We start from the raw sequence: 19,654 nt of genomic DNA, 5'->3' as shown, positions 1-19,654 counted from the left end.
ATGTGGGAGGGGCACTGATCTTGGGAGTGCTTACAAATCGCTAACACAGGTTTTTTCCTGACCGTTGCGTCAAAGCGTAGAATCCGCCGTCCTTGCGCCCCTTCTATCGGACACCTGTACGTGAACACTGCCATCGCCCCACTCACCCGCCCCGCCCGCATCCGCCGGGAAGTGCGCGACCTGCTGACACTCGCCCTGCCGATCATGATCGGCCAACTGGCCACCACCGCCATGAGTTTCGTCGACGCGGTGATGGCCGGGCGGGTCAGCCCTCAGGATCTGGCGGCGGTGGGCCTGGGCAACTCGATCTGGATCCCGGTGTACCTGCTGATGACGGGCACCCTGCTGGCCACCACGCCGAAAGTCGCCCAGCGCTACGGCGCAGGTCACTTTAGTGAAATCGGCCCGCTGGTACGTCAGTCATTGTGGTTGGCGGTGGTCGTGGGGGCCATCGGCGCCTTGCTGCTGCTGTGTGCCGAACCGATCCTGCAGGCGATGAAGGTCGAAGCCGACCTGATCGAACCGTCCATGGGCTATCTGCATGGCATTGCGGCCGGCATGCCGGCGGTGGCGCTGTATTACGTGCTGCGCTGCTTCAGCGACGGCCTGGGCCGCACCCGGCCCAGCATGGTGATGGGGCTGGTCGGCCTGGCGCTGAATATTCCACTGAACTACATCTTCATCTACGGCCACTTTGGCGTGCCGGCCATGGGCGGCGTGGGCTGCGGCTGGGCCACGGCCATTGCGATGTGGGTGATGATGCTCGGCCTGGCCGTCTGGACGCGCTGGGGAGCGGCGTACCAGAGCAGCGAATTGTTCAAACGCTTCGACTGGCCGCAATGGGCGGTGATCAAACGCGTATTGGGGATTGGCCTGCCGATTGGCGTGGCGATCTTTGCCGAATCGAGCATCTTTGCCGTGATCGCCCTGCTGCTCGGCAGCCTGGGCGCCACGGTGGTGTCGGGGCATCAGATCGCGCTGAACGTCAGTTCGCTGGTGTTCATGATCCCCTACTCCCTGAGCATGGCGGTCACCGTGCGCGTCGGCCAGGCCCTGGGGCGTGGCGAGGCGCGTGAAGCTCGCTTCGCCGCTGGGGTCGGCATGGGCACCGCGCTGGCGTATGCCTGCCTGTCGTGCAGCCTGATGTTGGTGTTTCGCGAGCAGATCGCGGCCATCTATACGCCGGACCCGATAGTGATCCACCTGGCGTCGACGCTGATCGTGTTTTCCGCGTTGTTTCAGTTCTCGGACTCGATCCAGGTCACCGCCGCCGGCGCCTTGCGCGGCTACCAGGACACTCGGGTGACCATGGTGCTGACCTTGTTTGCCTATTGGGGCGTGGGGCTGCCGGTGGGCTATGCCCTGGGGCTGACCGATTGGCTCGGCGAACCCAGCGGCCCGAGCGGGTTATGGCAGGGGCTGATCGTGGGCCTGAGTTGCGCGGCGGGGATGCTGCTGGTGCGCCTGGCGCGCAGCGCACGCCGGCGCATCCGGGCCGACAAGGCGCGGGGTTAATCGGCCTTCTTGCGGATCCAATACAGGTAGGTACCGGCCTGTTCCTGCTGATCCACCAACTCGTGGTCAAGGAACACGCAGAACTTGGGGATATCGCGACGGGTCGACGGGTCGGTCGCGATCACCTTGAGCAAACCGCCAGCCGGCAGGTCGCGGATGTGCTGGTGCAGCATCATCACCGGCTCCGGGCAATTGAGGCCCGTTGCGTCGAGGGTGCCATCAACGGCGGTGTTGAAAATATCGCTCATTGTCTACTCCTGAAACCGGCGCTCAGTTCAGCGGGCCTTGGTTTTCTTCACATCCACCAGCCGACGCAGGTGGCACGTCACTTCCTCGCGGTCGTGGTACAGCTGCTTGCAGCCGATTTCCACGCGAATGCCGCGCGCCTTGAAGCCGTCTTCGATGCGCTCCAGCAGGCGCTTCACTTCGGCATAACGCTGTTTCATCGGCAACTTCAGGTTCACCACCGCTTCGCGACAATGCCCCTCGCCGATCCAGGTTTCCAGCAGCGCGGCGTTGCGCGCGGGTTTCTCGACGATGTCACACACCATCCAGTCCACCGGTTGCTTGGGCACGAAGGTAAAGCCGTCGGCCATCAGGTGTTGTACCAGGCCAGTGTCCATCAGGCTTTCAGCCATGGGGCCGTTGTCGATGGCCGTCACCAGCATGCCACGGTTGACCAACTGCCACGTCCAGCCGCCCGGTGCGGCACCGAGGTCGACGCCGGTCATGTCGCCATGCAAGCGCTCGTCCCACTGGTCGCGGGGGATAAAGTGGTGCCAGGCCTCTTCCAGCTTGAGCGTCGAGCGGCTCGGCGCTTCACGCGGAAACTTCAGGCGGGGAATGCCCATCGGCCACATCGCCGAGTTGTTCGACTCGGCCAGGCCCATGAACACTTCGCGGCCACTCTTGAACGTCAGCAACAGGCGCGGCTTGCTCGGGTCGTCCACCAGCTTGCCGGCATTCAACAAGGCTTTGCGCAGGTGCACTTCGAACTTTTTGCAGAAATTCGACAGCTCCTTGCCATCGTTGGTGTCGACCATCTCCAGCCACAGGCTGCCGCAGACTGGGAAGCTTTGCAGGTGGGTGAGGATGACGCTGATGCGGTCGGTTTCCGGCAGGTCGATGAACACCCCGCGCGCCCACTGCCGGGGGAAGATCAGCTCGGCAAAACGTTGGCCGTGCATCAGGCGCTGGGCGCCGTCCTCTTCGGTGCAGACGAATTCGGCGCAGGCGCTGCCAGTCTTGGCCTTGGCGTAGCCGGACACGTTCAAGCGCGCGGCGTGTTCCGCGATCTCGGAACAGACTTCGCCTTCAAACCCCGGGCGGCAGTGCATAAAAAGGGTGTTCATTGCATCTCCTGGTGAATCAACCGGCGTTGCGCTATCGCCATGCCTGTCATGAAAACGCGCGCATGATAGCCGAGTTCGGAACCTTGGACTCAGCGATAGAGTCCAGTTATTAGCCTGCTAATCAAAACAGAGCTAGTTTTAAAGCTCTGTTCGTCCCGTCAGGTCCGTAGCCGTGCGGACCATAAGGAGTTGCGTCATGTCATCGCTTGATAGCCTGAGAACCCTTAAGACCCTGCAAATAGACAGCAAAACCTACCACTACTTCAGCCTGCCCGAAGCCGCCAAGAGCCTGGGCGACCTGGACCAGTTGCCAATGTCGCTCAAGGTGCTGCTGGAAAACCTGCTGCGCTGGGAAGACGACAAGACCGTCACCGGCGCCGACCTCAAGGCCATTGCCGCCTGGCTCAAAGAGCGCCAGTCCGACCGCGAGATCCAATACCGCCCCGCCCGCGTGCTGATGCAAGACTTCACCGGCGTGCCCGCCGTGGTCGACCTGGCCGCCATGCGCGCCGCCGTGGCCAAGGCCGGGGGCGACCCGCAGCGCATCAACCCGCTGTCGCCGGTGGACCTGGTGATCGACCACTCGGTGATGGTCGACAAGTTCGGCAACGCCGACGCCTTCGAGCAAAACGTCGACATCGAAATGCAGCGCAACGGCGAACGCTACGCCTTCCTGCGCTGGGGCCAGAGCGCCTTTGACAACTTCAGCGTGGTGCCGCCCGGCACCGGTATCTGCCATCAGGTCAACCTCGAATATCTGGGCCGCACCGTCTGGACCAAAGACGAAGACGGCCGCACCTATGCCTTCCCCGACACCCTGGTAGGCACCGACTCGCACACCACCATGATCAACGGCCTCGGCGTACTCGGCTGGGGCGTCGGCGGTATCGAGGCGGAAGCGGCGATGCTCGGCCAGCCGGTGTCGATGCTGATCCCGGAAGTGATCGGCTTCAAGCTCACCGGCAAATTGAAAGAAGGCATCACCGCCACCGACCTGGTGCTGACCGTGACCCAGATGCTGCGTAAAAAGGGCGTGGTGGGTAAATTCGTCGAGTTCTACGGTGACGGCCTGGCCGACCTGCCCCTGGCGGATCGCGCGACCATCGCCAACATGGCTCCGGAATACGGCGCCACGTGCGGTTTCTTCCCGGTGGATGAGGTCACTCTCGACTATCTGCGCCTGTCCGGCCGCCCGGCCGAAACCGTGAAACTGGTGGAGGCCTACACCAAGGCTCAGGGCCTGTGGCGCCATGCCGGTCAGGAACCCGTCTTCACCGACAGCCTGGCCCTGGACATGGGCAGCGTCGAAGCCAGCCTGGCCGGGCCGAAACGCCCGCAGGACCGCGTGGCCCTGCCCCATGTCGGCCAGGCCTTCAGTGACTTTCTCGACCTGCAATTCAAACCCACCAGCAAGGAAGAAGGCCGCCTGGAAAGCGAAGGCGGCGGCGGTGTGGCCGTAGGCAATGCCGACCTGGTGGGCGAAGCCGATTACGAATATGAAGGCAGCACCTATCGCCTGAAAAACGGCGCGGTGGTGATTGCCGCAATTACGTCGTGCACCAACACTTCCAACCCCAGCGTGATGATGGCCGCCGGGCTGGTCGCCAAAAAAGCCGTGGAAAAAGGCCTGGCCCGCAAACCCTGGGTCAAAAGCTCCCTGGCGCCCGGTTCCAAAGTGGTCACCGACTACTACAAGGCCGCCGGGCTCACGCAATACCTGGACGCCCTCGGCTTCGATCTGGTGGGCTACGGCTGCACCACCTGTATCGGCAACTCCGGCCCGTTGCCCGAACCGATCGAAAAAGCCATCCAGAAAGCCGACCTCAGCGTCGCCTCGGTGCTGTCCGGCAACCGCAACTTCGAAGGCCGCGTGCACCCCCTGGTAAAAACCAACTGGCTGGCCTCGCCGCCGCTGGTGGTCGCTTATGCCCTGGCCGGCACCGTGCGCATCGATATCAGCAGCGAGCCGCTGGGTAACGATAAAAACGGCAAACCGGTGTACCTCAAGGACATCTGGCCAAGCAGCCAGGAGATCGCCGACGCCGTGGCGCAGGTCAGCACCGGCATGTTCCACAAGGAATATGCCGAGGTATTTGCCGGCGACGCGCAGTGGCAGGCCATTGAAGTTCCGCAGGCCGCAACCTACGTATGGCAGCCGGATTCCACTTACATTCAGCACCCGCCGTTCTTCGACAACATCGCCGGCCCGTTGCCGGTGATCGCGGACGTCAAAGGCGCCAACGTGCTGGCCCTGCTGGGGGACTCGGTCACCACCGACCATATCTCGCCCGCCGGCAACATCAAGACCGACAGCCCCGCCGGCCGCTACCTGCGCGAGCAAGGCGTGGAACCGCGTGACTTCAACTCCTACGGCTCACGCCGGGGCAACCATGAAGTGATGATGCGGGGCACCTTCGCCAATATCCGTATTCGTAACGAAATGCTCGGCGGCGAGGAAGGCGGCAACACGCTGTATATCCCCACCGGCGAGAAAATGCCGATCTACGACGCTTCGATGAAATACCAGGCCTCGGGCACGCCGCTGGTGGTGATCGCCGGGCAAGAATACGGCACTGGCTCAAGCCGCGACTGGGCGGCCAAGGGTACCAACCTGCTGGGGGTCAAGGCGGTGATTGCCGAAAGCTTCGAGCGCATTCACCGCTCCAACCTGGTGGGCATGGGTGTGCTGCCGTTGCAGTTCAAGCTGGACCAGAACCGCAAGACACTCAAGCTGACCGGCAAAGAGAAGATCGACATCCTCGGCCTGACGGACGTGGAGATCGTGCCGCGCATGAACCTGACGCTGGTGGTTACGCGGGAGGATGGCAGCAGCGAGAAGGTCGAGGTGCTGTGCCGGATCGACACGCTCAATGAAGTGGAGTACTTCAAGTCAGGCGGGATTTTGCACTACGTGCTGCGCCAGTTGATCGCCTCTTGAAGAACGACGCAAACCAATGTGGGAGGGGGCTTGCCCCCGATGGCGGTCTGTCAGTCAATACATCAGTGACTGAACCCCCGCTATCGGGAGCAAGCCCCCTCCCACATTTTGACCGCGTTTAACGCTTCGGCTCAGCCGAACAACCACTTCCACAGCAGTACGAGGACAACCACCGCCAACACCGGCCGCGCAATGCGGTAAGCCTTGGGATGCTTGCGCTTCCACTGTTTGACCTGGCCGCTGAACTTATCGCTGAAGGTCTTGCTCCAGGCATAGGCCTGGTTGATCCCACCGACACGCTCGTCATCCAGGTTCTGCGGCGCGGTGGCACGCCCCAGTTGCTTGCTGACCCAGCGATTGACGCGGGTCATCAGGCGGTTGCTCAGCGGGCGTTCGATATCGCAGAACAGGATCACGCGGGTCTGCTCGGTTTCGTTCTTCACCCAGTGCACGTAGGTTTCGTCGAACATCACATCTTCGCCGTCGCGCCAGGCATAAATCTGGCCGTCGACGAAGATGCGGCAGTCGTCGGAATTGGGCGTGGACAGCCCCAGGTGATAACGCAGGGAACCGGCAAACGGATCGCGGTGCGGGTTGAGGTGGCTGCCGCCCGGCAACAGCGCGAACATGGCGCCCTTGACGTTGGGAATGCTGCTCACCAGTGCCACGGTTTTAGGGCACAGCGCCTCGGCGGATGGCAGCGGCTTGTCATACCACTTGAGGTAGAAACGCTTCCAACCCTTCTTGAAGAACGAACCGAAACCGGCGTCGTTGTTCTTTTCGGCGGCGCGGATGTAACCCTCGTCAAACAGGTGCATGGCCTCCTCGCGAATCACTTCCCAGTTGTCCTTGAGCACATCCAGTTCAGGGAACTTGCTGCGGTCCAGATAGGGTTTGGAGGGCACCGCCGAGAACAGGTACATCAAGGCGTTGTACGGGGCGAACAGCGCCGAATGGTTGACGAACTGGCGCAACATCGGCAAACGGGCCTTACCGCGCAGGTGCACATACAGCGTGCTGCCGATAAACAACAGCAACACCGACAACTTGGCGGCCAACGAAACGGTCATGCAGCAACTCCTGAAAATAAGCGCCTAGCCAACAGCAGACATAGCAGCTGGCCATGATAAACAGTTGGGCCAGTATGCAGAAGGCCCTGGCTATCGGCGCTGACCCAAATCAAGCCTGGTTTTCCTGCTCGGTAAACAAATCGCTGAACAGCATGCTCGACAGGTAGCGCTCACCCGAATCCGGCAGAATCACCACGATGGTCTTGCCCTGCATTTCCGGCTTCTCGGCCAGTCGCACCGCCACCGCCATCGCCGCGCCGCAGGAAATACCGCACAGAATCCCCTCCTCCTGCATCAGGCGCAGGGCCATGGCCTTGGACTCGTCGTCACTCACCAGCTCCACGCGGTCAACCATCGACAGGTCGAGGTTTTTCGGCACGAAACCGGCGCCGATCCCCTGGATCTTGTGCGGGCTCGGCTTGATCTCCTGACCGGCCAGGGCCTGGGTGATCACCGGCGACACGATCGGCTCCACGGCCACCGACAGAATCGGCTTGCCCGCGGTGTTCTTGATGTAGCGCGACACGCCCGTGATGGTACCGCCAGTGCCCACGCCGGCCACCAGCACGTCTACCGCGCCGTCGGTGTCATTCCAGATTTCCGGGCCGGTGGTTTTTTCATGGATCGCAGGGTTCGCCGGGTTTTCGAACTGGCCGGGCATAAAGTAGGTAGCCGGGTCGCCAGCCACGATTTCAGCAGCTTTCTCGATGGCGCCCTTCATCCCTTTGGCCGGCTCGGTCAGCACCAGTTCGGCGCCGAGGGCCTTGAGCACCTTGCGGCGCTCGATGCTCATGGATGCCGGCATGGTCAGCAGCAGCTTGTAGCCACGCGCGGCGGCGACGAACGCCAGGCCGATGCCGGTATTGCCCGAGGTGGGTTCGACGATGGTCATGCCGGGCTTGAGTCGGCCACTGCTTTCCGCGTCCCAGATCATATTGGCGCCGATGCGGCACTTCACCGAATAACCCGGGTTACGTCCTTCGATCTTGGCCAGGATGGTCACGCCACGCGGGGCGATGCGGTTGATCTGAACCAGGGGCGTGTTACCGATCGAATGCGCGTTGTCAGCAAAAATGCGGCTCATGACGGGTCCTATTGGGCAATTTCAGGAAGGCAACAAGGGTATGCCTCGTCTTCCAAGGCGTCCAGTCGGAGGAACGTTGCGCCCATCGCAACAGTCCATCCCCTATATGGCACAGAGGACCCTTCCCATGAAACGTCGCTACAGTTGGCCGCTCCTGACCATCGCCGGGCTGGTGGTGGTTCTGGTTGCCTTGACTATCGCCCTGCCCTACCTGGTGCGCAATTACTTGAATGACAAGCTTGCGGACATGGGCGACTACCGTGGCCAGATCACCGATGTGGACCTGGCCCTGTGGCGCGGCGCCTACAAGATCAACGGGCTGCAGATCGTCAAGGTCGACGGCAAGGTGCCGGTACCGTTCGTCAAGGCACCGCTGATCGACCTGGCAGTGAGCTGGCACTCCTTGTGGTACGACCATGCGGTGGTGGCCACCGTGCTGTTTATCGACCCGCAAGTTAATTTTGTCGACGGCGGCGCCAACAAGCAGGCGTCCCAGACCGGTAAGGGCACCGACTGGCGCGAGCAACTGGGCAAACTGTTGCCGATCACTCTGGATGAGGTGCGCATCCAGAATGGCAAGGTCGCGTTCCATAACTTCAACTCCCAACCGCCGGTGAACATCAACGCTACCGAGGTCAACGCCAGCTTCTACAACTTGACCAACGTGGTCGACCTCAAAGGCAAGCGCGACGCACGCTTCGACGGCAAAGCCCTGCTGCAAGGCCAGGCACCGCTGGAGGCCAGCGCCACCTTCGACCCGCTGAGCAATTTCGAAGACTTCGAATTCCGCTTTCGCGCCAAAAACTTGCAGCTCAAGCGCATGAATGACTTTGCCTCGGCCTACGGCAAGTTCGATTTCAGGGCGGGCACCGGGGACGTGGTCATCGAAGCCCAGGCCGACAAAGGCCAATTGACCGGCTACATCAAGCCGCTGATGCGCGATGTAGAGGTATTTGACTGGCAGCAGGATGTGGAAAACAAAGACAAAAACATCTTCCGCTCGATCTGGGAGGCCGTTGTGGGCGCCAGCGAGACCGTGTTGAAAAACCAGCGCAAAAACCAGTTCGCCACCCGCGTCGAACTCAGCGGCAGCGTGCATCAGCAAGATATCAGCGCCTTCTCCGCATTTTTGGCGATCCTGCGCAACGGTTTTATCCAGGCCTTCAACGCACGCTATGAACAACCCAAGCCGTCAGCGGATTGATGTAAAGCTGACCGGCCATTCAGAGACTGAATAACCCGTCTGCGTTCACAGTCGCCGGGGCTGCGCGGTATAGTCCGGGCATTGAGGAATTCGAGGAAACACCGATGAAGTTCGAAGGCACCCAGGCCTATGTGGCTACCGATGACCTGAAACTGGCCGTCAACGCCGCCATTACCCTGGAGCGTCCGTTGCTGGTCAAGGGCGAACCGGGCACCGGCAAGACCATGCTCGCCGAGCAGCTGGCCGAGTCTTTCGGCGCCACGTTGATCACCTGGCACATCAAGTCCACCACCAAGGCGCATCAGGGCCTGTATGAGTACGACGCGGTCAGCCGCCTGCGCGACTCGCAACTGGGCGTGGACAAGGTGCACGACGTGCGCAACTACCTGAAGAAGGGCAAGCTCTGGGAGGCCTTCGAGTCCGACGAGCGGGTGATCCTGCTGATCGACGAAATCGACAAGGCCGACATCGAATTCCCCAACGACCTGTTGCAAGAACTCGACAAGATGGAGTTCTACGTCTACGAAATCGACGAGACCATCAAGGCCAAGAAACGCCCGATCATCATCATCACCTCCAACAACGAAAAAGAGCTGCCGGACGCGTTCCTGCGCCGCTGCTTCTTCCACTACATCGCCTTCCCCGACCGCACCACGTTGCAAAAGATCGTCGACGTGCACTACCCGGACATCAAGAAAGACCTGGTCAGCGAAGCGCTGGACGTGTTCTTCGACGTGCGCAAGGTACCGGGCCTGAAGAAAAAGCCGTCCACCTCCGAACTGGTCGATTGGCTCAAATTGCTGATGGCCGACAACATTGGCGAAGCGGTGCTGCGCGAGCGCGACCCGACCAAGGCCATCCCGCCGCTGGCCGGTGCCCTGGTCAAGAACGAGCAAGACGTGCAATTGCTGGAGCGTCTGGCGTTCATGAGCCGTCGCGGTAACCGCTGATGTTGCTCAACCTGTTCAACGAGATGCGCGCCGCCAAGGTGCCGGTGTCGGTGCGCGAGCTGCTCGACCTGATCAACGCGCTCAAGCAGCGCGTGACCTTCGCCGACATGGACGAGTTCTACTACCTGGCCCGGGCGATCCTGGTCAAGGACGAGCGGCATTTCGACAAGTTCGACCGGGCTTTCGGGGCCTACTTCAACGGCCTGGAAAAGCTCGACGACCACCTGCAGGCGCTGATTCCCGAAGACTGGCTGCGCAAGGAGTTCGAACGTTCGCTCAGCGATGAGGAACGTGCACAGATCCAATCCCTCGGTGGCCTCGACAAGCTGATCGAAGAATTCAAGAAACGCCTGGAAGAACAGAAGGAACGCCACGCCGGTGGCAACAAATGGATCGGCACCGGCGGCACCAGCCCCTTTGGTTCAGGCGGCTACAACCCCGAAGGCATTCGCGTCGGCGACGCCGGCAAGCGTCAGGGCAAGGCGGTGAAGGTCTGGGACCAGCGCGAGTACAAAAACCTCGACGACCAGGTTGAACTGGGCACGCGCAATATCAAGATCGCCCTGCGCCGCCTGCGTAAATTCGCCCGCCAAGGCGCGGCGGACGAATTGGATATCGACGGCACCATCGACCACACCGCCCGCGATGCCGGCCTGCTGAATATCCAGATGCGCCCGGAGCGGCGCAACACCATCAAGCTGTTGCTGCTGTTCGACATCGGCGGCTCGATGGACGCCCACGTGAAGATCTGCGAAGAGCTGTTCTCGGCGTGCAAGACCGAGTTCAAGCACCTGGAATATTTCTACTTCCACAATTTCGTGTACGAATCCGTGTGGAAAAACAACCTGCGCCGCACCTCGGAGCGCACCTCCACCCAAGACCTGCTGCACAAGTACGGTGCCGATTACAAAGTGATCTTTATCGGCGATGCGTCGATGGCGCCGTACGAAATCACCCAGGCCGGCGGCAGCGTCGAGCACTGGAACGAAGAGCCGGGGTATGTGTGGATGCAGCGCTTCATGGCCAAGTACAAGAAGCTGATCTGGATTAATCCGTATCCGAAAGACACCTGGGACTTTACGGCCTCGACGGGGATTGTGCGCGAGTTGGTGGAGGACCAGATGTACCCGCTGACGCTGCGCGGGCTTGAGGAAGGGATGCGGTTTCTCTCCAAGTAACCACACATCCAGATAATTCAGGTAATCCAATGTGGGAGGGGGCCCCTCCCACATTTGGACCTCGGTGTTTTTCAGGCGGTGCTCAGCCGCTGCAGAAATTCGATGTGCTGCCGATGCGCCGTCTCCTGCACCACCGGCGCCAACCTCACCTTTTCCCCCGGCAAACATTGCGCCAGTCGCGCCAGCGATAAAGGCGTCAACGCGCCCAGACGCGGGTACCCGCCAATGGTTTGCCGATCATTGAGCAAAACAATCGGCTGCCCATCGGGCGGTACCTGGATCGCGCCAAGCGGGATCCCTTCGGAAATCAACGACGGCCCCTGGTACTGCAATGGCGTACCCAGCAAGCGCATGCCCATGCGGTCGGCGCGGCTGTCCAAGGCCCAGTCGGTGTTGAACGCATCAAACAGGCTTTGCCCACTGAACTGGCCAATTTGCGCGCCGACGATTACCTGCAGCGCTGCTTTAGCGGGCAAGGCGGGCTCGCTGAGCATTTTCATCGCCCCGCCTGTGCCCGAATAAGCCAACCGCCCGCCTTCGCCCAAGGCTTTGCCAAAACCGTCCAGGCCGCCCAATTCCTCGCGCACTACCGTGGCGCAACTGCCCAGCACAGCCGGCGCCTGGAACCCACCCGGCGCCGCCAGGTATGCCCGCGCGCCGCTGAATGGCTGGGTAAAGCGCAGACGCTGGCCCTTTTGCAAGATAAAACTGCGTCCAGGGCTGATGGCGCGCTCGTCGATGTACGCGCCCAGATCCGCTCCGGCCAGGGCCAGCAGGCAATAATCCTCGGCCTGCACGGTAAACCCGCCCAAGGTGATTTCCACCACCGGCGCATCCAATGCATTGCCCAGCAGCCAGTTGGCCCAGGACATCGACACCCAATCCAGCGCGCCGCCCTGGGTCACGCCCAGGTGGCGCACGCCAAAGCGGCCGGCGTCCTGCAGTAGGCACAACGGCGTGCTGGCCTCGATGATCAAGCGGCTCATGGTTGCGCCTCCAACGGTGTGTCATCGCCACCCAAGTTGATGAATTCGGCACGCTCGACGGGTTCAAAACGCACCGTGTCACCGGGTTGCATCAGGCTATAACCGTCACGCTCGCGGTCGAACAGTTTGGCCGGGGTGCGGCCGATCAGGTTCCAGCCACCGGGGGAGACCACCGGGTATGCCGCGGTCTGCCGTTCGGCAATCCCAACGCTGCCGGCGGCCACGCGCTTGCGCGGGGTGTTGAGGCGCGGCGCGGCGAGGATCTCGTCCACCAGGCCCATAAAGGCGAAACCGGGAGCGAAACCGAGGGCGAACACCTGGTATTGGTGAGCGCTGTGGCGACGGACTACCTCGCTTACCGCCAGGCCGCTGCGTTGGCTGAGCAAGCTCAGCTCAGGGCCGACGCTCAGGTCGTACCACACCGGCAGCACATGGCACTGGCCGCTGCCCTGGGCCTGGGCTTGCAGGTCGGTCAGGGCCTGGTCGATCAGTTCGCGTGCCTGGGCCGGGTTCAACGCGGTGAGGTCGTAATGCACCATCAAGGTGGTGTACGACGGCACCAGATCCACCAGCGCCGCGCCGAACCCGCTGCGCAGGCGCTGGGTGGCGGCGAGCATCCACGGCATGTTGGCTTCGGCGATCACGTTAAACAGACGCACCATCAGGCAGTCGATGGCTACCACTTCAATGCGTGGCTTCATGCTGGCTTCAACGCCTCGCGGATACGCTTCACCGCCGCGACGGAACTGGCATTGTCGCCGTGTACACACAAGGTGTTGGCCTGCAAGACCAAAGGGCTGCCGTCACTGGCGGTGAGCGGTTGGCCACGGGAGAGGGTCAGGGCCTGTTGCACGATGGTGTCGGAATCGTGATGCACCGCGCCCGGCAACTGCCGGGACACCAACTGGCCGTTGTTGTGATAGGCGCGGTCAGCGAACGCCTCGAACCACAGGGTCACGCCGTACTCGTCGCCCAAGGCTTGGGCGGCGCTGTTGTCACGGGTGGCCAGCAGCATCAGCGGCAACTCGCCATAGGCGGCGACGGCCTGGATCACCGCGCGCAACTGCACGGGGTTGGCCATCATGTCGTTGTACATCGCGCCGTGGGGCTTTACGTAGCTGACCCGACCACCCTGCGCCCGGCAAATACCGTCAAGCGCGCCGATCTGATAGTGCAACAGGTCCTGGATTTCCTGGGGTGTGTACTGCATGGAGCGCCGACCGAAGCCTTGCAGGTCTTGATACGCCGTGTGCGCGCCGACTTGGACGCCATGCTTGAGTGCCAGGCTGACGGTCTTGCGCATGATGCTCGGGTCACCGGCGTGGAAGCCGCACGCCACGTTGGCGCAATCGATGAACGGCATGACTTCGGCGTCCAGACCCATGGTCCAGTTGCCAAAGCTCTCGCCGATGTCGCAATTGAGTAAAGGCGGCTCACGCTGGTCGCTCCTGTAGGCTTTGTTTTTTTGTAGTGTGGGATCTTTTACCAAGATCCCGCAACGCTGTTGTCCTGAAACCCAACCACGCTTATCGTGGAATGGCTCGATTTTGGCGCTGGCCGGCAACGGCGTCCAACTAATAAAAACCGATCCATGCATAAGAAAAAGTTGATCCCATGAATTTGAAGTTCCTCGAAACCTTCGTCTGGGTGGCCAGGCTCAAGAGCTTTCGCCTGACCGCCGAAAAGCTGTTCACCACCCAGGCTTCGATTTCCAGCCGCATCGCAGTGCTGGAAAGCGAGCTGGGCGTGAAGCTGTTTCTGCGTGATTCGCGCGGTGTGAGCCTGACCCCGGACGGTGTGAAGGTGCTCGATTACGCCGAGCAGATGATGGTGACCATGCAGGGTTTGAAACAGTCCCTGGAAACCACCAGCAGCAAGGTCGGGCGGATTCGCATCGGCGCGATGGACACCGTCATCCACACGTGGCTGAGCCCGTTCGTGGCGGAACTGATGGAGCATTTCCCGCTGGTGGAAATCGAATTGGTCGCCGATACCGCGCTCAACCTCAGCGATCAGCTGCAAAAAGGCTTCCTCGACCTGATCCTGCAAACCGACCTGCTGCGACTCGAAACCGTGCGCAGCCTGGAGCTGTGCAGCCATCCCATGGCCTGGATCGTCGCCAGCCGGTCGATCTATAACCGCGACTACGCGTCCCTCGCCGAACTGGCCCAGGAGCGCATCATCACCTACTCGAAAAACTCCCACCCGCACCAGGATGTACTGAGCCTGATGCAGGCCAACGGCGTGGCCGCGCCGCGCATGAACTGCGTGAATTCGGTGTCGGCGATCACGCGCTTGCTGCGCGACGGGTTTGGAATTGGCGCATTGCCGCCGGTGCTGGTCAGCGAAGAACTGGCGCGCGGGGAATTGGTGGTGTTGCCGCTGGCGCAGCGCTTGCCGCACTTGCAGGTGGTAGTGTCGTGGCGCGTGGGCGTGGAGCTGGTGGAGGAGATTGTGGGGTTGTGTCAGAAGGCGGTGGCGCGGTATGCCGAGGAAGTCGGCGAAGAGCGGATGGTGCTGCCTGCCCTGACGAAACACGATTAAAAATGTGGGAGGGAGCTTGCCCCTCCCACAGTTTGACCGAGTTGGGTCTTTAGAGGCCTTTGAGGTCACGCTCTTCGATCGGCCGGCTCTGGCGCATGCGCTTGCCGCCCAGCACGATCCAATCGATCAGGCGGAACAGGCATTCCAACCCGAACGACAACAACATCGCCCCGCCCAGGCCCCAACCCATCGCCTCTGGCGTCAGCAGAATCTGGTAGCTGTAGCCGTTCCAGGTTTCCAGGCGGATATCCGGGTCGGCCGCCACCGCCACTTGCAGCGCGCGGATGTACCACGGGCCTTGCATGGCCTGGAATTGCTTGTCCAATGCCACCTGGCGATCGAGCATGGCGCCCAGGCTGTTGGCGTCGCTCTGGAACACCGGGTCATCGCTGGCGCGGTAGTGCGCCACCAACGCGTGCAAGTCGCCCTTGAAAAACTGCTGCGCGGTGGATTCAAACCCGCGCAAGCCGGTTTGGGCTTCGATCAGGTGAGCTTCGACGCGCTTGGCGTAGTCGTTGATAAACCCCGGCACTTGCACCCCGACCAACAGGCCAATGGCAAACAGCACCAACCGCAGATAGCTGAGCAGCATGGTCGATATCCTTACTCGGTAATGCCCTGGCTGACGCATTCACCGCGTCGCCACAAGCTCCATTGGCCCGGTTCGTAGCGGGTCCAGTTTTCATTGTCGGTCAACGGCTCGGTGGCGATCACCGTCACCACGTCATTGGGGGTGGTTTCGGCCTGAAAATCAACGATCACGTCGACATCCTTCAAGCGCGCCGGGCCAAACGGGGCGCGGCGGGTGATCTGGGCCAATTTGGTCGAGCAGTAGCAGAACAGCCAGTCGCCATCGCTGAGCAGGCAATTGAATACGCCTTTGCTGCGGTATTCGGCACAGGCCGCGATCAGGTCGGGCAGCATTTGCTCGATGTCCACAGGCTCCGGGAAGGCTTCGCGCACACGGTTGAGCAAATCGCAGAAGGCCGCTTCGCTGTCGGTATCGCCCACCGGCCGGTAAAAGGTGGCTCGCGGGCTGAAATCCGCCAGTTGGCCGTTATGCGCAAAACACCAGTTGCGCCCCCACAGTTCGCGCACGAAGGGGTGGGTGTTGGCCAGGCTCACCTTGCCCACGTTGGCCTGGCGAATATGGCCAATGACCACTTCACTCTTGATCGGGTAACGCTGCACCAGCAGCGCGACTTCAGACTCACTGCTGGCGGCCGGGTCCTGGAACAGACGCAGGCCGCGCCCCTCATAGAAGGCGATGCCCCAACCGTCGCGGTGGGGGCCGGTGCGCCCGCCGCGCTGCATCAGCCCGGTAAAGCTGAACACGATATCGGTGGGGACGTTGGCACTCATGCCCAATAATTCACACATGCCAGGGCTCTCGCTGCAACGTTAAAGGCGCGGTTCGACCCGCATGCCGCCCGGCGCCGGGCGACGGAATGGCTCGTCGTCATCCTCGTGCGGCTCGGCGGCCAGGGCGGCATCCGTAGCGGCCTTGCGCTCACGGCGCGCATTGGCCGCGCGCTCGATGGGCCAGCGGATCAAGACAATGATGAGATACACGCCAAAGGCGATCATCGTGTACATGAACAAATCGGAAATCGCCCGCCAGGCGTTGTTGCCGACCTTGAGCACCAGGTCCAGGGCGGTGATGGCCACGGCCGGTGCAAACTGGGTCTTGACCGGGTCGACGATGGTCGGGCTGAACAACAGCACCGCCATCAGCAATTGCAGCGGCTCGCGCAGCCAGCGCCAGATCCAGCGGGTCATGCGCCACCACACCAACAGGCAGCCCAAAGCGGCAAAGGCGTAAAGGCCCCACGCGGTCAGATAGTCGTTCTCGGTCATGGTGTCCATGGCAAGGTAGGCAAACAGGCGGCTATGATAACGGCTTTTGCGTGTGGCGGCTGCAATGCCTGCCACCGTCCGCCAGACAGAGAGTGATCCATGCCTATATCGACCGCCCCGATCGCCCGCAAGGCCCCAGGCCAAGACCCGTACGCCTGGCTGCAAGAGCGTGACAACCGCGAAGTACTCGATTACCTCAAGGCCGAAAACGCCTGGCAGGACGCCCAACTCGCCGATCAGGCCGCATTGCGTGAAAGCCTGTTCGAAGAGATCAAGGGCCGCATCCTCGAAACCGACCTGTCGCTGCCCTCGCCATGGGGGCCGTACCTGTATTACACGCGCACCACCGCTGGCGACGAGTACGCCCGCCACTACCGCTGCCGCCGCCCGGCCGACGACAGCAACCAGGTGGACGAGCGCAGCGAAGAGCTGCTACTGGACCCGAACGAACTGGCCAACGGCGGCTTCTTCTCCCTCGGCGCGTTCAGCATCAGCCCCGACCACCAGCGCCTGGCCTACAGCCTCGACACCAGCGGTGACGAGATCTACACCCTGTTTGTGAAGGAATTGGCCAACGGCAAGATCAGCGAACTGGAGTTTCAGGACTGCGACGGCAGCATGACCTGGGCCAATGACAGCCTGACCCTGTTCTTCGGCGAACTGGACGACACCCACCGCCCGCACAAACTCTACCGCTATCGCCTGGACGGCACGGCGGCGCAGGAAGTGTTCCACGAGCCCGACGGACGTTTCTTCCTGCATTGCTACCGTTCCAGCTCCGAACGCCAGTTGCTGCTGACCCTGGGCAGCAAGACCACCAGCGAAGTCTGGGCGTTGGACGCCGACCAGCCGCACCTGGCCTTTACCTGCCTGGCGCCTCGGGTCGAGGACCACGAATACGATGTCGACCACGGCCAACTCAATGGTGCCTGGACCTGGTTTATCCGCAGCAACCGGGACGGCATCAACTACGCGCTGTTCGTGGCCACCGACATTGGCGACGTGCCCACCGAGGCTGAGTGGCAAAACCTGATCCCCCACAGCGATGACGTGATGCTCGACGGTGTGAGCCTCAATACCGGTGCCATGACCCTGAGCCTGCGCATCGGTGGCCTGCCGGTGATCGAAGTGCACCCGCAGGGCGTGCCGGCGTATCGCGTGGAATTGCCCGACGCCGCCTACAGCCTTTACGTACAGAACAGCCTGGAGTTCGCCAGCGACAAGATTCGCCTGCGTTACGAGGCCCTCAACCGCCCGGCCCAGGTGCGTCAATTGGAGCTGGCCAGCGGCGCGCAACAGGTGCTCAAGGAAACTCCGGTGCTGGGCGTGTTCAACGCCGACGATTACGTAAGCCAACGCCTGTGGGCCACTTCCGCCGATGGCACCCAGGTGCCGATCAGCCTGGTGGTCAAGCGCGACCAGCTCGGTAAAGCCGCGCCGCTGTACCTGTACGGCTACGGCGCCTACGGCTCGAGCCTCGACCCATGGTTTTCCCACGCACGCCTGAGCCTGCTCGACCGTGGCGTGGCGTTTGCCATCGCCCACGTGCGCGGCGGCGGCGAGTTGGGTGAAGCCTGGTACCGCAACGGTAAGCAGGCCCACAAGCAGAACACCTTCAGCGACTTTATCGCCTGCGCCGAACACCTGATCAACAACGGCCTGACCACCTCCAAACAGTTGGCGATCAGTGGCGGCAGTGCCGGTGGCTTGTTGATCGGCGCGGTGCTCAACCAGCGCCCTGAGCTGTTCCAGGCGGCGATTGCCGAAGTGCCGTTTGTCGATGTGCTCAACACCATGCTCGACCCGGAACTGCCGCTGACCATCACCGAGTACGACGAATGGGGCAACCCCGAAGAGCCCGAGGTGTATGAACGCATCAAGGCCTATGCGCCGTACGAAAACGTCCGGCCCCAGGCCTACCCGCACCTGCTGGTGATCGCCGGCTACAACGACAGCCGCGTGCAGTACTGGGAAGCGGCCAAATGGGTGGCCAAGCTGCGTGACACCAAGACGGACGACAACCTGCTGTTGCTCAAGACCGAACTCGGTGCCGGCCACGGGGGGATGAGCGGTCGTTACCAGGGATTACGTGACGTAGCGCTCGAATATGCATTTGTGTTCAAGGCGCTGGGGCTGGTTTAAGGAACTAAGGGCGGCGGTTTTGTCTGAACACAGGACCGCCCACGGATTGATGGATCAAGATTGCAGCCATGGCACTACCGACTTTGATGAGTTCTTCCCTACAAACAGAAATCCGCGAAATGCTCATGGATTGCGGCCTGTTTGACCCTCTGTTGCCGGAAGATTTCCACATCGCCGCCGGCTACTTCAACATCAGCACCATAGCCCGCGATGAAGCGATTTTCCTCGAAGGCGATGCCGGCACCTTCATGTGCATCATCCACAGCGGCCAGGTGGCGGTGCAAAAAACCAACCATGACGGGCAACGCCTGACCATCGCCACCCTGCGCAGTGGCCGGGCCTTCGGTGAAATGGCGGTACTCGACGGCGAGCGACGTTCCGCCAGTTGCGTGGCCGCCAGTGACTGCGTGCTGCTGAACCTGGGCAAGGACTCCCTGGAAAAGATGCTCAACGAAGCGCCCAGGATTGCCGCCAAGATCATCCGGGCGATTGCGATTGCCTTGTCCAAGCGCCTGCGCATGGCGGATGGCCAATTACTCAATCAACAGTTTTAACCGCCGGGCGTCTTCGGCTTGCTGTCGTTCTGCTGCAGGCCAGGCACGGTCTGGTCCTTCGGCGGCGCGGGCAGCACAATAGGCGTCAAGGGCGGCGAGCCGTTGGTCTTGGGCAGTGCCGGCGGGGTGACTTGCGGGTACAGCGTCGGTGTCGGCGTGCCCGGCGCACCGGGGGTTGGCGCGGGTGCGACCGGTACGGTTTGCAACTCCTGAGCCCGTACCCCACCGCAGGCGAGCGCGCTCAACACAATGACCGTTAGAATGCTGCACTTCATCGATG

Annotated in this window: 19 protein-coding genes; 8 read left to right on the top strand and 11 right to left on the bottom strand. The window is 61.9% G+C overall.

Translation table 11 applies throughout. The annotated features are described in order from the left end of the window. Positions 1-120: 120 nt before the first annotated feature. Positions 121-1,515: an MATE family efflux transporter gene (locus AB4O25_RS26125; RefSeq protein ID WP_017526665.1), complete on the top strand. Its 1,395-nt coding sequence runs from the start codon at positions 121-123 to the stop codon at positions 1,513-1,515. Here AB4O25_RS26125 and tusA read toward each other — a convergent pair. Together tusA and rlmM are read right to left on the bottom strand one after the other, a co-directional pair. After that, positions 1,512-1,763 carry a sulfurtransferase TusA gene (tusA, locus tag AB4O25_RS26120; protein ID WP_017526666.1) on the bottom strand — a complete coding sequence of 84 codons (252 nt, stop codon included), beginning with the start codon at positions 1,761-1,763 and terminating at the stop codon, positions 1,512-1,514. The genes AB4O25_RS26125 and tusA overlap by 4 nt on opposite strands. Before the next feature lie 27 nt (positions 1,764-1,790). Continuing rightward, positions 1,791-2,867 carry a 23S rRNA (cytidine(2498)-2'-O)-methyltransferase RlmM gene (rlmM, locus tag AB4O25_RS26115; protein WP_017526667.1) on the bottom strand — a complete coding sequence of 359 codons (1,077 nt, stop codon included), beginning with the start codon at positions 2,865-2,867 and terminating at the stop codon, positions 1,791-1,793. Between the two features lie 196 nt (positions 2,868-3,063). On the opposite strand from rlmM, the gene acnA reads away from it, so the two are divergent. Further along, positions 3,064-5,805, top strand: a complete 2,742-nt coding sequence (acnA, locus tag AB4O25_RS26110) for an aconitate hydratase AcnA (protein ID WP_116079550.1) — start codon at positions 3,064-3,066, stop codon at positions 5,803-5,805. 131 nt (positions 5,806-5,936) lie between these two features. Here acnA and AB4O25_RS26105 read toward each other — a convergent pair whose 3' ends face one another. Next, complete coding sequence (locus tag AB4O25_RS26105) at positions 5,937-6,875, bottom strand: aspartyl/asparaginyl beta-hydroxylase domain-containing protein (protein ID WP_017526669.1); 939 nt, start codon at positions 6,873-6,875, stop codon at positions 5,937-5,939. Positions 6,876-6,984: 109 nt separating this feature from the next. Next, positions 6,985-7,959 carry a cysteine synthase A gene (cysK, locus tag AB4O25_RS26100; RefSeq protein ID WP_065877057.1) on the bottom strand — a complete coding sequence of 325 codons (975 nt, stop codon included), beginning with the start codon at positions 7,957-7,959 and terminating at the stop codon, positions 6,985-6,987. Between the two features lie 127 nt (positions 7,960-8,086). Here cysK and AB4O25_RS26095 point away from each other — a divergent pair, with 127 nt between their 5' ends. The 3 genes from AB4O25_RS26095 to AB4O25_RS26085 all read left to right on the top strand — a co-directional run bounded on the left by AB4O25_RS26095 (position 8,087) and on the right by AB4O25_RS26085 (position 11,291). Beyond that, positions 8,087-9,163, top strand: a complete 1,077-nt coding sequence (locus AB4O25_RS26095; RefSeq protein ID WP_017526671.1) for a DUF748 domain-containing protein — start codon at positions 8,087-8,089, stop codon at positions 9,161-9,163. 104 nt (positions 9,164-9,267) lie between these two features. Beyond that, positions 9,268-10,113, top strand: coding sequence for an AAA family ATPase (locus tag AB4O25_RS26090; RefSeq protein WP_017526672.1), 846 nt, complete (start codon positions 9,268-9,270; stop codon positions 10,111-10,113). Continuing rightward, complete coding sequence (locus AB4O25_RS26085) at positions 10,113-11,291, top strand: vWA domain-containing protein (protein WP_017526673.1); 1,179 nt, start codon at positions 10,113-10,115, stop codon at positions 11,289-11,291. Before AB4O25_RS26090 ends, AB4O25_RS26085 begins: the two co-directional genes overlap by 1 nt. Before the next feature lie 71 nt (positions 11,292-11,362). Here AB4O25_RS26085 and AB4O25_RS26080 read toward each other — a convergent pair whose 3' ends face one another. Genes AB4O25_RS26080 through AB4O25_RS26070 form a run of 3 tightly spaced genes read right to left on the bottom strand, consistent with a single transcriptional unit; the run spans position 11,363 to position 13,661 of the window. Beyond that, positions 11,363-12,277: a 5-oxoprolinase subunit C family protein gene (locus AB4O25_RS26080; RefSeq protein ID WP_068934956.1), complete on the bottom strand. Its 915-nt coding sequence runs from the start codon at positions 12,275-12,277 to the stop codon at positions 11,363-11,365. After that, positions 12,274-12,978: a 5-oxoprolinase subunit B family protein gene (locus AB4O25_RS26075; RefSeq protein WP_065877060.1), complete on the bottom strand. Its 705-nt coding sequence runs from the start codon at positions 12,976-12,978 to the stop codon at positions 12,274-12,276. The genes AB4O25_RS26080 and AB4O25_RS26075 overlap by 4 nt, the downstream gene beginning before the upstream one ends. Continuing rightward, a complete protein-coding gene (locus AB4O25_RS26070; RefSeq protein ID WP_460150152.1) occupies positions 12,975-13,661 on the bottom strand; it encodes a 5-oxoprolinase subunit PxpA in 687 nt (228 codons plus the stop codon). The genes AB4O25_RS26075 and AB4O25_RS26070 overlap by 4 nt, the downstream gene beginning before the upstream one ends. A 230-nt stretch (positions 13,662-13,891) precedes the next feature. Between AB4O25_RS26070 and AB4O25_RS26065 the strand changes: the two genes are divergently transcribed. After that, the gene (locus AB4O25_RS26065; protein ID WP_065877061.1) at positions 13,892-14,821 is read left to right on the top strand and encodes a LysR family transcriptional regulator; all 930 of its coding nucleotides are present in this window, start codon (positions 13,892-13,894) and stop codon (positions 14,819-14,821) included. Between the two features lie 49 nt (positions 14,822-14,870). On the opposite strand, the gene AB4O25_RS26060 is transcribed toward AB4O25_RS26065, so the two are convergent. The 3 genes from AB4O25_RS26060 to AB4O25_RS26050 are packed head-to-tail and all read right to left on the bottom strand — an operon-like array spanning position 14,871 to position 16,753. Continuing rightward, on the bottom strand, positions 14,871-15,413 hold the full coding sequence (locus AB4O25_RS26060) for a DUF2937 family protein (protein ID WP_017526678.1): 543 nt from the start codon (positions 15,411-15,413) through the stop codon (positions 14,871-14,873). An 11-nt stretch (positions 15,414-15,424) separates the two neighbouring features. After that, positions 15,425-16,201: a class II glutamine amidotransferase gene (locus AB4O25_RS26055; protein ID WP_003172536.1), complete on the bottom strand. Its 777-nt coding sequence runs from the start codon at positions 16,199-16,201 to the stop codon at positions 15,425-15,427. A 21-nt stretch (positions 16,202-16,222) separates the two neighbouring features. Continuing rightward, positions 16,223-16,753: a hypothetical protein gene (locus AB4O25_RS26050; RefSeq protein WP_017526679.1), complete on the bottom strand. Its 531-nt coding sequence runs from the start codon at positions 16,751-16,753 to the stop codon at positions 16,223-16,225. A gap of 24 nt (positions 16,754-16,777) precedes the next feature. On the opposite strand from AB4O25_RS26050, the gene AB4O25_RS26045 reads away from it, so the two are divergent. Continuing rightward, the gene (locus AB4O25_RS26045; protein WP_460150151.1) at positions 16,778-18,820 is read left to right on the top strand and encodes a S9 family peptidase; all 2,043 of its coding nucleotides are present in this window, start codon (positions 16,778-16,780) and stop codon (positions 18,818-18,820) included. Positions 18,821-18,888: 68 nt separating this feature from the next. Next, positions 18,889-19,374, top strand: coding sequence for a cyclic nucleotide-binding domain-containing protein (locus tag AB4O25_RS26040; protein ID WP_065877064.1), 486 nt, complete (start codon positions 18,889-18,891; stop codon positions 19,372-19,374). Here AB4O25_RS26040 and AB4O25_RS26035 read toward each other — a convergent pair. Further along, a complete protein-coding gene (locus AB4O25_RS26035; protein ID WP_026067166.1) occupies positions 19,371-19,649 on the bottom strand; it encodes a hypothetical protein in 279 nt (92 codons plus the stop codon). The genes AB4O25_RS26040 and AB4O25_RS26035 overlap by 4 nt on opposite strands. Positions 19,650-19,654: the final 5 nt, after the last annotated feature.

It is taken from the genome of Pseudomonas sp. S3_A03 (assembly GCF_054668275.1).
This window is presented reverse-complemented; position numbering and strand designations above follow the sequence as displayed.

Bases quoted from the DNA above. Each gene is read 5' to 3' on its own strand.
- AB4O25_RS26060 (WP_017526678.1), bottom strand. From the start codon at position 15,413: ATGCTGCTCAGCTATCTGCGGTTGGTGCTGTTTGCCATTGGCCTGTTG.
- tusA (WP_017526666.1), bottom strand. From the start codon at position 1,763: ATGAGCGATATTTTCAACACCGCCGTTGATGGCACCCTCGACGCAACG.
- AB4O25_RS26090 (WP_017526672.1), top strand. From the start codon at position 9,268: ATGAAGTTCGAAGGCACCCAGGCCTATGTGGCTACCGATGACCTGAAA.
- rlmM (WP_017526667.1), bottom strand. From the start codon at position 2,867: ATGAACACCCTTTTTATGCACTGCCGCCCGGGGTTTGAAGGCGAAGTC.
- AB4O25_RS26070 (WP_460150152.1), bottom strand. From the start codon at position 13,661: ATGGGTCTGGACGCCGAAGTCATGCCGTTCATCGATTGCGCCAACGTG.
- AB4O25_RS26035 (WP_026067166.1), bottom strand. From the start codon at position 19,649: ATGAAGTGCAGCATTCTAACGGTCATTGTGTTGAGCGCGCTCGCCTGC.
- acnA (WP_116079550.1), top strand. From the start codon at position 3,064: ATGTCATCGCTTGATAGCCTGAGAACCCTTAAGACCCTGCAAATAGAC.
- AB4O25_RS26085 (WP_017526673.1), top strand. From the start codon at position 10,113: ATGTTGCTCAACCTGTTCAACGAGATGCGCGCCGCCAAGGTGCCGGTG.
- AB4O25_RS26040 (WP_065877064.1), top strand. From the start codon at position 18,889: ATGGCACTACCGACTTTGATGAGTTCTTCCCTACAAACAGAAATCCGC.
- AB4O25_RS26075 (WP_065877060.1), bottom strand. From the start codon at position 12,978: ATGAAGCCACGCATTGAAGTGGTAGCCATCGACTGCCTGATGGTGCGT.
- AB4O25_RS26055 (WP_003172536.1), bottom strand. From the start codon at position 16,201: ATGTGTGAATTATTGGGCATGAGTGCCAACGTCCCCACCGATATCGTG.
- AB4O25_RS26095 (WP_017526671.1), top strand. From the start codon at position 8,087: ATGAAACGTCGCTACAGTTGGCCGCTCCTGACCATCGCCGGGCTGGTG.
- cysK (WP_065877057.1), bottom strand. From the start codon at position 7,959: ATGAGCCGCATTTTTGCTGACAACGCGCATTCGATCGGTAACACGCCC.
- AB4O25_RS26065 (WP_065877061.1), top strand. From the start codon at position 13,892: ATGAATTTGAAGTTCCTCGAAACCTTCGTCTGGGTGGCCAGGCTCAAG.
- AB4O25_RS26105 (WP_017526669.1), bottom strand. From the start codon at position 6,875: ATGACCGTTTCGTTGGCCGCCAAGTTGTCGGTGTTGCTGTTGTTTATC.
- AB4O25_RS26045 (WP_460150151.1), top strand. From the start codon at position 16,778: ATGCCTATATCGACCGCCCCGATCGCCCGCAAGGCCCCAGGCCAAGAC.
- AB4O25_RS26080 (WP_068934956.1), bottom strand. From the start codon at position 12,277: ATGAGCCGCTTGATCATCGAGGCCAGCACGCCGTTGTGCCTACTGCAG.